Here is a 13,442-nt window from a genome sequence, read left to right on the forward strand (position 1 = left end):
AGAGGAAAAAATGTCAGAGATCTCACGCGCCGCCCTGTTCGGCAAGCTCAACCCGCTGGCCTACAAGGCCATCGAAGGCGCCACCGTCTTTTGCAAGATGCGTGGCAATCCGTACGTCGAGCTGGAGCACTGGTTTGCCCAGTTGCTGCAACTGCCGGATTCCGACCTGGGCCGGGTGATCCAGCACTACGGGCTGGACGTTTCGGTGCTGGCCAAGGACATGACGGCCGCGCTCGACCGCCTGCCGCGCGGCGCCACCGCCATCAGCGACTTTTCGCCGCACATCGAGAACGCCGTCGAGCGCGGATGGACCTATGCCACCCTGCAGTTCGGCGAGGCGCAGGTGCGCACCGGCTACCTGCTGGTGGGCATGCTCAAGACGCAGGGCCTGCGCAATCCGCTGCTGGGCATCTCCCGGCAGTTCGAGAAGATCAAGGTCGAGGACCTGGCCGACAACTTCGCAAAGATCTGCGATGCGTCGCCCGAATCGAAAATGCGCGCGCAGGACGGCACCGGCATGGGTTCCGGCGCGCCGGGTGAAGATAGCGGCGCCATCGCCCCAGCTGCCATGGGCAAGGGCGATGCGCTCAAGAAGTTTGCTGTCGACCTCACGGAGAAGGCGAAGAAAGGGGAGATGGATCCGGTGACCGGGCGGGACGAGGAAATCCGCCAGATCGTCGACATCCTGATGCGACGCCGCCAGAACAACCCGCTCCTGACGGGTGAGGCGGGCGTCGGCAAGACGGCGGTGGTGGAAGGCTTCGCGCAGCGCCTGGCGCGCGGCGATGTGCCACCGCAATTGAAGGACGTGCGGCTGCTCACGCTCGACATCGGGCTGCTGCAGGCCGGCGCCAGCATGAAGGGCGAGTTCGAGCAGCGGCTGCGCCAAGTGATCGACGAGGTGCAGGCATCGCCCACGCCGATCATCCTGTTCATCGACGAGATCCACACGCTGGTGGGCGCGGGCGGCGCCGCTGGCACGGGCGATGCAGCCAACCTGCTCAAGCCCGCGCTGGCGCGCGGCAACCTGCGCACCATCGGCGCCACCACCTGGGCCGAATACAAGAAATACATCGAGAAGGATCCGGCACTCACGCGGCGCTTCCAGGTGGTGCAGGTGCCCGAGCCCGATGAGCTGAAAGCCATCCTCATGCTGCGCGGCGTGGCGAGCGTGCTGGAGAAGCACCACCGCGTGCAGTTGCTGGACGAGGCGATCGAGGCGGCCGTCAAGCTCAGCCATCGCTACATCCCGGCGCGCCAGTTGCCCGACAAGGCGGTGAGCCTGCTCGACACCGCCTGCGCCCGCGTCGCGGTGAGCCAGCACGCCATGCCGGCGGAGGTGGAAGACTGCACGCGCCGCATCGAGGCACTGACGGTGGAGCGCGAGATCATCGGCCGCGAGGCGGCCATTGGCATCGATGTGACCAAGCGCGCCGCGCAGGTCGACACGCTGCTGGCCGACGCGCAGGGCGAGCTGGAAAAGCTCAACGTCCGCTGGCAGGAAGAGAAGGGCTTGGTCGATCGACTGCTGGCGCTGCGCGCCAAGCTGCGCGACGGCAACAAGCCGGTGGATGTGCCGGCAGCGGTCGATGCGGGTGCAGATGGGGGCGCCGCCACGCAGGCGCCGGCTGGCGGCGCCACCGATGCGCCCGATCGCGCCGCGCTGCTGGCCGAGCTGCACGAACTGCAGGCCAGCATCAGTGCCGTGCAGGGCGAGTCGCCGCTGATCCTGCCTTCGGTCGACGCACAGGCCGTGTCGTCGGTGGTGGCGGACTGGACGGGCATCCCCGTCGGCCGCATGCAGCGCAACGAGATCGAGACGGTGCTCAAGCTGCCCGTGCTGCTGGGCCAGCGCGTGATCGGCCAGGACCATGCGATGGAGATGATCGCCAAGCGCATCCAGACATCGCGCGCTGGGCTGGACAACCCGCAAAAGCCGATCGGCGTGTTCATGCTGGCCGGCACCTCGGGCGTCGGCAAGACCGAGACCGCCATTGGGCTGGCCGAGGCGCTTTACGGCGGTGAGCAGAACATGATCGTCATCAACATGAGCGAATACCAAGAGGCGCACACCGTCTCGTCGCTCAAAGGCGCGCCGCCCGGCTACGTGGGCTACGGCGAAGGCGGCGTGCTGACCGAGGCCGTGCGCCGCAGGCCCTACAGCGTGGTGCTGCTCGACGAAGTGGAGAAGGCGCACCCGGATGTGCACGAGCTCTTCTTCCAGGTCTTCGACAAGGGCTTCATGGAAGACGGCGAGGGGCGCAGCATCGACTTCAAGAACACCTTGATCCTGCTGACCACCAACGCCGGCACCGACCTGATCGCCAGCATGTGCAAGGACCCGGAGCTGATGCCCGACCCCGAAGGCATGGCCAAGGCGCTGCGCGATCCGCTGCTCAAGATCTTCCCGCCGGCGCTGCTGGGGCGGCTGGTCACGATTCCCTATTACCCGCTCTCCGACGAGATGCTCGGCAAGATCGTCGTGCTGCAGCTCAACCGCATCAAGAAGCGGATCGAGGCGCGCTACCAGATCCCCTTCGAGTACGGCGACGACGTGGTCAAGCTGGTGGTGAGTCGCTGCACCGAGAGCGAATCGGGCGGCCGGATGATCGACGCCATCCTCACCAACACCATGCTGCCGGACATCAGCCGGGAGTTTCTCAATCGGATGATGGAAGGCAAGCCGATCGAGCGCGTCGCGGTCCGGGTGGCCGACGGCGAGTTTGCCTACGACTTCTGAACCGCCGGGCGCCGTGCAACCGCGGCACCCACGCTTCGTATCGATCGGATTGGAGCAACGACGATGAGTGACAAGAAGCAGAGCGACCATCTCGACACCCGAGCCGTGATCGCTGCGGGCCTGGTCATCAAATATCACTCCGACCGGCCGCCTGGCATGAGCACCAAGACGAGGCTGTGCAAGTCGGCCTCGATCTCTCGCAGCGCCATGCGAAGCACCGTGTGGCAGATCGACAAGATCGTTCTGTTCGGTGCCGACGAGCCGGACTGGATGGTGCCCATTCTCGATCGTCACTTCTGCCTGAACCGCGACAACTCGTTGTCCAGCGAACTCTCGGGCAAGAAGCTCAAGAACGCGAAGGCGCGGCGCAAGTACCTGGCAGACGTTCGTACGGCGATGCTCTCGACTTCGTTTCACCTCAACACCGGCATGTACCTCCTCGACGTGGATGCCAAGCACCGCATGAGCGTCGGAGACTTCCACATCGACAACATGGGCGCCGGCTGGGCGGAACTGGACGACGCGGGCAAGAAGGTGGTGAGCCGCAATATCGAGGGCTATGTGCAGGGCCGCACCGGATTGAAGGAGAAGTTCGGCGTTTCGTCCTCGGGCGGCATCCACGTGGGGTTCTCGCTGTTCGACGAATTCGGCTATTCGCCGGAAATGATGGCCCGCATCATCATTCACGAGGCGACCCACAAGTTCTGCAAGACGGCCGACGTGAAGTACTGCTGGGACGCCAACTACGACCATCAGACGCCGCAGGCCATGAAGAACAACGCCGACAGCCTGGCCTATGCGGCGATGTCCATCAGCGCGAAGAAGGTGCTCGACTCGGGCAGCCTGCCAACTCATTCGCACGACACGTAAGGGCAACGCACAAGATGATGGCCGCTTCGCAGACGGGAATGAACGCACCCGGCACGCCGCAGGAACCGCTCATGGAGCTGGAGCCCGAGGCTGCGGTTCGCCTGGCCATGGTCTGGCATCGCGAAGGGCGCCTGGATGCAGCGGAGCAGATCTACCGCAGCCTGATGAAGCGCAAGCCGGTCGACGCCAACGTCCTTCACTTTCTCGGCCTGCTCATGCACCAGCGCGGGCGCAGCGACGAGGCTTGCACGCTGATGATGCGCTCGCTCGCGGCCGACCCGACGGTGCCCGACTGGCACAACAACCTCGGCAACGTGTTGCTCGAAACCGGCCGCGTGGACGAGGCAGCCACCGCCTACGAAGAAGCGGCGCGCCTCGCGCCCGACAGGGCCGACGTGCAGAACAACCTGGGCGTGCTGCGCCGCGAGCAAAGGCGGCTGGATGAATCCGAGGCCGCCTACCGTCGCGCGATCGCGCTGGACGCGCAGTTCGTCGACGCACACACCAACCTGGGCAACCTGCTGCACAGCCAGCGCCGGGACGAAGAAGCGCTGCACAGCTATTGCGAGGCGCTGGCCCTGCGCCCGCAGAACGTGCGCGCGAGGCAGGCGCTGGGCATGGCCTACTACACGCTGGGCCGCTTCGAGGAGGCGACGCGCGTGTATGCCGACTGGCTGCGCGACGAGCCCGACAGCCCAGAGGCGCGCCACCACCTGGCCGCCTGTTCCGGCCGCGACGTTCCCGGCCGCGCTGCCGACGACTACGTCGAGAAGGTGTTCGACGGCTTTGCCGGCAGCTTCGACGCCAAGCTGGCCAACCTGCACTACCGGGCGCCGCACCTGCTCGCGCAGGAGGTGCGCGATCGCCTGGGCGAGCCGCGCGCCGACCGCATCGTGCTCGACGCCGGCTGCGGCACCGGCCTGTGCGGGCCGCTGCTCAAACCGTGGGCGCGCGAACTGCTGGGCGTGGACCTGTCGGCCGGCATGCTGGCCCGGGCCGAGCCGCGCGGCGTGTACGACAAGCTGGCCAAGGCCGAGTTGACCGCGTACATCCAGGCCCTGCCAGCTGAAGGCACCGATCTCATCGTGTCTGCCGACACGCTGTGCTACTTCGGCGACCTGTCGGAGGTCGTTCAGGCCAGCGCCAAGGCGCTTGCGCCGGATGGCTGGCTCATGTTCACCGTGGAGGCGCTGCCCCAGGATGCGGCGAACCCGTTCCACCTCAATCCGCACGGGCGCTACAGCCACCGGATGGACTACGTCGACGGGGTGCTCGGCGCAGCCGGACTTCGGCCGCACAGCCTGCAACAGGTGCACCTGCGCACCGAGGGCGGCAAGCCGGTGGCGGGATATCTGGTCTCGGCCTGCAAATCCGAGCCGGCTCGTTCGTCTTCCTGAGTGCACGCAAACCCGGGCAAAAAAGGAACCAGAGGCAAGGCGCATGGCCGACAAGAACTTCAGCATCGAGAGTGACTCGCCCGCCAATGGCGACCTGATGTTCTGGAGCATCGTCGGGCAGGAGTGCCTGTCGCGGCCAGCGCACTACGAGCTGACGGTGCTGTCCACCCGAGACGACATCGCCGCGAAGGATGTGCTGGGCCATGCCTTCGATGTGATCGTGAAGTTCCACGATGCGGACGACAGCCCGCACGAGCGCCATTGCCAGGGCCACGCGGTGCGCTTCATGCGACGCGGCCAGGCCGGCCGCTACTTCGAATACCGCATCACGCTGCGATCGTGGTTCTGGCTGCTCACCAAGCGGATGAACTCGCGCATCCTGCAGGACAAGGCGGCCATGGAGATCTTCGACGCGGTGGTGGACGACAGCCCGGTCGGCCGCTTCAAGAAGACGAAGGTCAACCTGATCGGCAAGCACGAGCCGCGACGCTACAGCGTGCAGCACCAGGAAAGCGACTACGACTACCTCTCGCGCCTGCTGGAGGACGAGGGCGTCTATTACTGGTTCGACGCGCACACCGCACCCGGCACCATGCGGCTGGCCGACGATGCCGCCGTGGCCCACGAGAAGCTGCCGGTGCTGGCGCAGATGGACTACATCCCCTTCGGCAGCACCGAGGCGCGCTTCGGCGAGATCACCCGCTGGGTGGATTCGCATCGTCTGCAAAGCGGCAAGTTCGCCTCGCGCGACAGCGACTTCAAGGCCATCAAGAAGAAGCTCGTCGCCGACAAGGACGACCCCGACACGCACGAGCTGGCCGACCTGGAGTTCTTCGAATTTGCCGGCGGGTACTTTCGCAACGACGACACCGAGGACGCCGCCAAGGTTCGCATGGAAGAGCTGGTGGCGCGCCGGCAACTGAGCTGGGCCGTCACCCGCTGGCCCGACGTGGCGGTGGGCAGCACCTTCACCTTCCATGGCCACCCCATGGGCGACGCGGATGCCGACTTCCTCGTGGCTGGCTGCAGCTTCGTGCTGGTGCACGAAGGCTATGAAGGCATGGACGAGCACGGTGCCAACGTGCAGCGCCAGGGCCGCGTGCTGCTCGAGATGATGCAGGAAGACCCGCTCAACGCAGACTGGCGCGGCCAGCTGCGCGACATGGTCTACGGCGAGCCCAACCTCATCGCGCCGATGCGCGGCGTCAGCACCTTCCTGCTCACGGTGCTGCCGGCGCAGGCGCCGTTCCGGCCGCCGCGCGTCACCCAGCGCGTGACGATGCCCGGGCCGCAGAGCGCCATCGTCGTCGGGCCGGCCGGCGAAGAGATCCACGCCGACGACTTCGGGCGCGTGAAGGTGCACTTCCACTGGGACCGCTACGACGAGAGCAACGAGAAGTCCACCTGTTGGGTGCGCGTGTCGCAGCCCTGGGCGGGCAAGGGTTGGGGCGGCTACTTCATCCCGCGCATCGGGCAGGAGGTGATCGTCGACTTTCTCAACGGCGACCCGGACCGGCCCATCATCATCGGCCGCGTCTACAACGACGACCAGCCCAAGCCCTTCGATTCGCACACCCAGAGCGGCTTTCGCACGCGCTCCACGCCGGGCGGCAGCGCTGCCAACTGCAACGAGTTCCGCTTCGACGACAAGAAAGGTAGCGAGCAGGTCTACCTGCACGCAGAGAAGAACCAGGACATCTCGGTCGAGAACGACGAGACCCACACGGTGGGCCACGACCGCACCAAGACCATCGATCACGACGAGACCACGCACGTCAAGCACGACCGCACCGAGACGGTGGACAACAACGAGACCATCACCATCGGCGTGGACCGCACGGAAAGCGTAGGCAACAACGAGAGCATCACCATCGGCGTGAACCGCACCGAGAGCGTGGGTGCGAACGAGGACATCACCATCGGCGCGAACCGCACCGAGAGCGTGGGTGCGAACGAGAGCATCACCATCGGCGCGAACCGCAGCGTGACCGTCGGCTCGAACGAAACCAAGACGGTGGCCGTGCAGCGCACGCACACGGTGGGCGCCAACGAGACCATCACCATCGGTGCCGCGCAGGAGGTGACGGTGGGCGCGGCGCAGGCGATCACGGTGGGGGCGGATCAGACGGTCAGTGTCGGTGCCAACCAGTCCAGCAACATTGGCGCAGATCGGTCGGTTTCGGTGGGTGCCAAGCTTTCGACCGATGTGGGCGCTGACGAGTCGCGCTCGGTCGCAGGTGGCCGCTCGACGACTGTCGGCAAGGATGAGACGCTGACGGTTTCCAAGAACCTCAGCATCAGCGCCGGAGATTCCATATCGATCGTGACCGGCGACGCCAGCATCTCGATGAAGAAAGACGGGACGATTGTGATCAAGGGCAAGAACGTCACCGTCGAAGGGTCCGGAAAGATCAACGTCAAGGCCAGCAGCGACGTGGTCATCAAGGGCAGCAAGGTGGGACTGAATTGACGACGGAACGGGAGCAATCCATGGGTGCCAGCGAAGTCTTGTTCAAACCGCTCCCAGCGAGGGATGCGGGCAGCGAACTCCAGTCGCTCCTCGAGCGGCCGCATGCGGCACAGACCTACTTGCCCAGGTCGTCCGACGGATTGCCGACCACCGCTCGATTCCATGGGTTCGACCTGCAGGGCGTACCGCTGCTCTCAGGGCTGCGTCACTTTCCCGGCGAGTTGGTCCGGGCTCGGACCACCGTGACGCTTCGGACCGAGACCGTCGGCAGCACAGTCCTGGTGCTGTGTGAGGATGGCGACTGGACTCGGGCCATCATCGTGGGCGTTGTCCAGGACCCCGCGTCGACCGCGGCGCCGATCGCGCGCCCGGTCCAGGTCGAGGTGCATGCAGACGACGATCGCCTGGTGCTCAGCGCGCAAAGGGAGATTGTCCTGAAGTGCGGTGCGGCAAGCATCACGCTCACACGTGCCGGCAAGGTGCTCATCGAGGGGAACTACGTCATGTCCCGATCGACCGGCTACAACAAGATCAAGGGCGCGGCGATCGACATCAACTAGGCGCTGCGATGTGGCTCGTCGATAACCGAACTCCCTTTGCCGTCGAACGCGGATGGGTCCGCGACCGAAACGGCGTGGAGATCTGGCTCGTGGCGGTCAAGGCCACGTTCGACGTTCTGCCGGATGGATCGACCGAGGTCGCGCAGGTACAGCCGCCCGTTCTGCGCGAGCCGGCGTACCACGGCGAGCCCGGCAAGAGCAGCATCAAGTACGAAGCGGACCTGGTGCTCACCAAGGCGACGACGGACATCATCGTGGTCGGCCACGCGCACGCACCGAGCGGGCGTCCCGTCGAACAACTGGACGCAGGCTTTCGCGTCGGCCCCGTCCAGAAGATGCTTCGCGTGTTTGGCGATCGGCGCTGGGGGCTTGTCGGGGCGACTTCCCCGTTGCCGTTCACGAAGATGCCCTTGGTGTACGAGCGTGCGTTCGGCGGCGTCGATGCCATGTCTTCGGATCCGGAGCGCGACTGGGAGTGGCGCAATCCCGTGGGCTGCGGCTATTCGATTCGCAAGGACCACCTCGACGGATCGACCCTTCCCAACATCGAAGCGCCCGACCGTCTGATTCGCGCATGGGACGACCGTCCTGCTCCAGCTGGCTTCGGCGCCATCGGCAGCCATTGGCAACCACGCGCCTCGTTCGCCGGAACCTACGGCGAAGACTGGATGAAGACGCGCCAGCCCTTGCTTCCGGTGGATTTCGACGAACGATTCTTCCAGTACGCGCCCGCAGACCAGCAGTCGCCTGAGTTCCTGATCGGGGGAGAGAGCGTCGTCGCGCTGAATCTGTCGCCGCGCGGTGTTCTGCGCTTCAGGTTGCCTAGGTTGTACCTTGGCTTCGAGACCCGCTTCTACGATGGCAGCAACGAAAACCATAAGGTCCGCAAGCTCCATAGCGTGATCCTTGAGCCGGACTATCCCCGTGTATCTCTCGTTTGGCATTCCGCGCTCCCGTGCCATTTCAAGGGGCACAAACTGCAACGCACGATCGTGAGGCTCAAGACCAACCAAAGCACGGGTGAGCCCATCGACGATGCCGCCGAATTCATGGTGGACTGAAGTGAGCGGCACTCTCGGTTACATCGTCGGCTTCGGCGCCAGCACGCCGGTGGGGCGAGATGCGTGGTCCAGCGCTGCGGCGGTGCGTGCCGGCATCAGCGGGTTCGTTGAACACCCATATCAGTTGGACTCCATCGGTCAGCCCGTCAGAGCCGCGATCGCGCCCTGGCTGGATATCGACGTCGTCGTATCGGACCGGTTCGAGTTGCTCCTGATTCCCGCCGTGGGCCAGGCACTGGCGGCTTTGCCGTCGCAGCCCAGTCGAGCGCTGCGCGTTGGCTTGGCGCTTGGCGTGCCGGGCATGCGGCCCGGAGTTCCGCCAGATATCTCGAGGGTTCTGCTGGGTGCCGTGGCCGCGCATTTTCATGGCGTGTTTTCCGCGGCCGCAGCATTTCCGCAGGGTCACGCGGCGGGCTTGATCGGTTTGCAAGCGGCCGCTCAAAAGTTGCGGCAAGGCCAATTTGATGCATTTGTCATTGCCGGCGTCGACTCCTATATCGACCCCGATGCGCTGGAATGGCTGGAGGCCTGCGACCAGTTGCACAGCGCCGGGGCGATGAACAATGCGTGGGGATTCATCCCCGGGGAGGCCGCCGGCGCCGTTCTCGTCGTACGCGAGGAGATTGCCCGCGACGCGAACCGGGACGCCATCGCGCGCATCCTGGCCATTGGCGCGGCGGAAGAAGTCAATCGCTGCAAGACGGAATCGGTCTGCCTCGGCGAGGGTCTGACGGCCGCCTTGCGCGACGCACTCGTCCCCCTTGCCGATGGTGCCAAGGTGACCGACGTGTACTGCGACATGAATGGCGAACCCTACCGTGCGGATGAGTACGGCTTCGCGGGGCTGCGCACCAAGGAACGCTTCGATTCATTGTCCGAATTCGTGGCTCCTGCCGACTGTTGGGGGGATGTGGGCGCCGCCGGCGCTCCGCTGCATCTCATGCTGGCGGCGATCGCGGGTGCCAAGGGCTATTCGCGCGGCGAGTTGGCCTTGACTTGGGCCAGCGCTGAAGCCGGCGAGCGTGCTGCTGCGCTCCTGGCAACCCGGAAGGCTGGGTGACGCGATGCCAGTCACTGTCAAGGTCAACGGCGCTGCCAACTCGCTGGTTCACAAGGGCAGCAACCATATTTCCACGGCAACGATCCCGGATGTGTGCAAGACGCCCTCGCCGGGTGGCCCTGTGCCGATGCCCTATCCCAACATCTCCCAGTCCGCGACGCTGGACAAGGGCACGACCACTGTCAAAGCCGATGGCGGGATGATGATCGCCACCAAGGGATCGGAGTTCTCTCTATCCAACGGCGACAACGCAGGGGTTGCGGGCGGCGTGAAGTCCAGTACCTTCATGAAGGAGTCGACCTGGATCCTGTATTCCTTCGACGTCAAGATGGACGGCCAGAACGCTTGCCGACTGTCGGACAAGAAGATGCAGAACCACGAGAACACGGCGGATCTGATGGGCGCTGTCGGGCCGCCTGTGACGACGCAAGGAACAGACGACGACTGCATCGTCGGCACTTACGACGAGATCAAGGACAAATGCCCGGACGGCCACCAGGCTCACCACATCGTCCCAGACTATTGCGCACGTACCGGCAATCGCAAAGATGGCATTGCCGGCATCGGACGCATCCCTAACTGTCCCAGCTTCGGTGACGGACCTTCGGTGTGCTTGAAGGGGCACGCTCGCACGACCGGCTCCGCGCACAATGTGGCGCATCAGTGCGATGCAAAGATCGCCGGCTTTGGCCAAAGCAGCAGCAACGGGCCCGCCGGAACCGCCCCCAAGTCGGAGGTTGTTCCGGCAGCAACCCAGGCTGCGCAGAATGCGGTGAGTTCAGAAGAGTGCAAGAAGAAGATCAAGGAACAGGTCGACAAGTCTTACGCCAACGTCCCGGACAACCAGTCCATGAGAACGACGCAGATGCCGTCCACCGGGCCTGCATCCACGCACTTGAGCGCCGGCGGCTGTGCCCCCGGCGGCGGTATGGCCGTTTGATAGAAAACAGGATCCACGAATGGAAAAACTGGCCCCGGTTGCAACATTCAGAACGGGCTTCGCGGCGTCGAAGTCGGCGATCTGCCTGTCGGGCTCCATGGACGCATTGGAGCCTACCGAGCCCTATTCGCGCATCTACATCTTCAATCAGCGCCACTCCAACCTCTGGACCTTCAACGAGCACGATTTCTCGATCCCGTCGATCTGCCTCTGGCACGACCCCGCGCCCGGATCATTGCGCTACTTCGTCGCCCTTTCCGAGCATGGGGAAGTGGTCATCCTGCAGCCTGAACTCGTGCATGAACGCATCCCGGACGCGGGCCTCAACCACGATCTCGCCAAGGGCTACGGCTATCTCAACGATATCCAGCAGATCGGGGATCGCCTCTACGCTTGCGGCTTCGCGGGGCAGGTCTACCGTCGCGACGGTCCCGACAACTGGGTGCACATGGACCACGGCATTCTGGAGCCGCCCGGCCAGGGGCAGTATTTCGCGCAGGTCATCAATGGCCCGCACGAGCGAGCCATCTATCTGGCCGGCTGCGATGTCACCGATGGCTACCCGGCGCGCGCCGACTTCTGGGACGGATCGCGCTGGACCAGGCTTCAACTTCCGGTGACGGCCGGACGCATCACCAACATTCACGTTGACTCGGAGGACCGGATCCTGATGTGCGGCGACAACGGGACCTTGCTCGCGGGCAATGCCCGCGTCGGATTTCAGACGATTGGTCCGCTGGGCGCTTCGCAGCTGTTCACGTCGGTCACGAGGTTTCAGGATCTCTACTACCTCGGTTCGAACGTCGGGCTATTCCAGTTCGACCCAAGACTTGCGACACGCGCATTTCGAAAGGTGCGCACACGTCTCCAACCGGAACTGCAGGATGCGAACATCGCCCAGGCTGTCGACGGCGTGCTCTGGTCCATGGGAACAAAGGATCTCGCGCGCTTCGACGGCACCCAGTGGGAGCGGTTCCATCATCCGGACAATCCGCCCATCGGTGGTGCGGCGGGGGCGGGTGGCGCCGGTGCTCCTCCTCGCACGCCATGAGACGCACGTCATGCTGACTGCGAACGCGCTCGCGCCGGGCCTTTCGAGGGTGCTGGCCCATGTCGTTCATCAGCACGTCGAAGAGGCTGCGCACCTGCACGTGCTGCGCGTCAGGTTGCAGACGGCCCCCCACATGAGGCTGGAGCAACTGAGCCGACTTGACGGACGGCTCGTTGCGCACTTGGACGGGATCTCGGTTGCAGACGACGCCGGGCAGCAGATCGCAGAAGAAGCTTTGCGGACAACGGGAAATGGCCCCATGTTCGTTGCAATGGCCAATGCGCTTGAAAAGGGAAACGCCAAAGGTGTCGAAGCGCTGGTGGCCTTGGCCGAAGCAACGCATGACTGCGAGGCGGGCGTCATGGCCGCCTTCGGTTGGGCGTCGGCTCACGACGTTCGGGATCCAGTGAAGGCGATGCTGACGACGCCGGAGCCGTTTCGCAGGCGGCTGGCCCTGTCGGCGTGCTCTGCGCACATGGTCGACATGGGCGCTGCGCTGGCCCCTCTGCTGGTGGATCGGGATTCGACGCTGCGAGCTTGCGCATTCCGATGTGCGGGAGAGTGGGGGCGAGGGGACCTGCTGCAAACTTGTCTAGATGCAGCGGCGACCGATGGCGACGCGATGTGTCGCCTTTGGGCGGGCGTTTCCGCGCTGCTTCTGGGAGATCGGACAGTGTGCGTGCGTGCCTTGAGGGACGGTGCGCAGGCCGCGGATGCCATTGGCAGCGCCGCTCGCACATGGCTGCTTAGGATCAGTTCCCCTCGGGAATCAGTCGCGTTGCTGGGGCCGCTTCGAGACATGCCTGACCAGCGGCGCGCGTTGATTCGTGGCACTGGGATCAGCGGAGATCCGAGGTACGTCGCCTGGCTCATCGACCAGATGGAAGACCCGCTCACCGCACGTATTGCCGGCGAAGCCATTTCCTCCATCACGGGCATCGACTTGGCAAGAGGCGACTTCGAGTGCGTTCGACCGGCTGACTTCGAACCCGACGCCGATGGCGCTGATGCCGTTGAGTTCGACGACGACGAAGGCTTGCCATGGCCAAACGTGGAAAAGGTTCGGGGCTGGTGGGCAAGCCACGCCCATCGATATCCGGAAGGGGTGCGGCATTTTCTCGGTGCGCCACCCTCGAGCGGGCATTGTCTGGACGTGCTGCACAAGGGTTACCAGCGCCAGCGCTCGGCGGCGGCAAAGCATCTATGCCTGCTTCAGCCTGGCCGCAAGCTCTTTCCCACCGAAGCTCCCAGCTGGCGACAGAAGCGCTGGCTATCGGGCGTGTCTGCTTGACC

10 protein-coding genes are annotated in these 13,442 nt (G+C 64.9%); all 10 read left to right on the forward strand.

Features of this window, described 5'->3' with window-relative positions:
• The first annotated feature begins 10 nt into the window (after nt 1-10).
• Nucleotides 11-2,740: a type VI secretion system ATPase TssH gene (gene tssH, locus QTH91_RS10720; protein ID WP_286660068.1), complete on the forward strand. Its 2,730-nt coding sequence runs from the start codon at nt 11-13 to the stop codon at nt 2,738-2,740.
• A gap of 63 nt (nt 2,741-2,803) precedes the next feature.
• Nucleotides 2,804-3,610: a hypothetical protein gene (locus QTH91_RS10725; RefSeq protein WP_286660069.1), complete on the forward strand. Its 807-nt coding sequence runs from the start codon at nt 2,804-2,806 to the stop codon at nt 3,608-3,610.
• Between the two features lie 14 nt (nt 3,611-3,624).
• On the forward strand, nt 3,625-5,007 hold the full coding sequence (locus QTH91_RS10730; RefSeq protein ID WP_497032803.1) for a tetratricopeptide repeat protein: 1,383 nt from the start codon (nt 3,625-3,627) through the stop codon (nt 5,005-5,007).
• 43 nt (nt 5,008-5,050) lie between these two features.
• Entirely contained in the window at nt 5,051-7,477 is a 2,427-nt protein-coding gene (locus QTH91_RS10735) for a type VI secretion system Vgr family protein (RefSeq protein ID WP_286660071.1), read from the forward strand.
• Nucleotides 7,478-7,497: 20 nt separating this feature from the next.
• Nucleotides 7,498-8,037 carry a DUF6484 domain-containing protein gene (locus QTH91_RS10740; RefSeq protein WP_286660072.1) on the forward strand — a complete coding sequence of 180 codons (540 nt, stop codon included), beginning with the start codon at nt 7,498-7,500 and terminating at the stop codon, nt 8,035-8,037.
• Between the two features lie 74 nt (nt 8,038-8,111).
• Nucleotides 8,112-9,098: a DUF2169 family type VI secretion system accessory protein gene (locus QTH91_RS10745; RefSeq protein ID WP_286660073.1), complete on the forward strand. Its 987-nt coding sequence runs from the start codon at nt 8,112-8,114 to the stop codon at nt 9,096-9,098.
• Nucleotide 9,099: 1 nt separating this feature from the next.
• Nucleotides 9,100-10,158 (forward strand): beta-ketoacyl synthase N-terminal-like domain-containing protein, encoded by a 1,059-nt coding sequence (locus QTH91_RS10750; protein ID WP_286660074.1) that lies wholly within the window; start codon nt 9,100-9,102, stop codon nt 10,156-10,158.
• Entirely contained in the window at nt 10,121-11,098 is a 978-nt protein-coding gene (locus QTH91_RS10755; protein WP_286660075.1) for a DUF4150 domain-containing protein, read from the forward strand. Before QTH91_RS10750 ends, QTH91_RS10755 begins: the two co-directional genes overlap by 38 nt.
• A 19-nt stretch (nt 11,099-11,117) precedes the next feature.
• Nucleotides 11,118-12,149 (forward strand): hypothetical protein, encoded by a 1,032-nt coding sequence (locus QTH91_RS10760; protein ID WP_286660076.1) that lies wholly within the window; start codon nt 11,118-11,120, stop codon nt 12,147-12,149.
• Nucleotides 12,150-12,159: 10 nt separating this feature from the next.
• Complete coding sequence (locus QTH91_RS10765) at nt 12,160-13,440, forward strand: TIGR02270 family protein (protein WP_286660077.1); 1,281 nt, start codon at nt 12,160-12,162, stop codon at nt 13,438-13,440.
• Nucleotides 13,441-13,442 lie beyond the last annotated feature (2 nt).

The sequence above is a fragment of the Variovorax dokdonensis genome (assembly GCF_030316895.1).
GTDB lineage: Bacteria > Pseudomonadota > Gammaproteobacteria > Burkholderiales > Burkholderiaceae_C > Variovorax > Variovorax dokdonensis.

Excerpts from the sequence above, each read along its gene's own strand:
- tssH (WP_286660068.1), top strand. The coding sequence starts at position 11 with ATGTCAGAGATCTCACGCGCCGCCCTGTTCGGCAAGCTCAACCCGCTG.
- QTH91_RS10725 (WP_286660069.1), top strand. The coding sequence starts at position 2,804 with ATGAGTGACAAGAAGCAGAGCGACCATCTCGACACCCGAGCCGTGATC.
- QTH91_RS10730 (WP_497032803.1), top strand. The coding sequence starts at position 3,625 with ATGATGGCCGCTTCGCAGACGGGAATGAACGCACCCGGCACGCCGCAG.
- QTH91_RS10735 (WP_286660071.1), top strand. The coding sequence starts at position 5,051 with ATGGCCGACAAGAACTTCAGCATCGAGAGTGACTCGCCCGCCAATGGC.
- QTH91_RS10740 (WP_286660072.1), top strand. The coding sequence starts at position 7,498 with ATGGGTGCCAGCGAAGTCTTGTTCAAACCGCTCCCAGCGAGGGATGCG.
- QTH91_RS10760 (WP_286660076.1), top strand. The coding sequence starts at position 11,118 with ATGGAAAAACTGGCCCCGGTTGCAACATTCAGAACGGGCTTCGCGGCG.
- QTH91_RS10765 (WP_286660077.1), top strand. The coding sequence starts at position 12,160 with ATGCTGACTGCGAACGCGCTCGCGCCGGGCCTTTCGAGGGTGCTGGCC.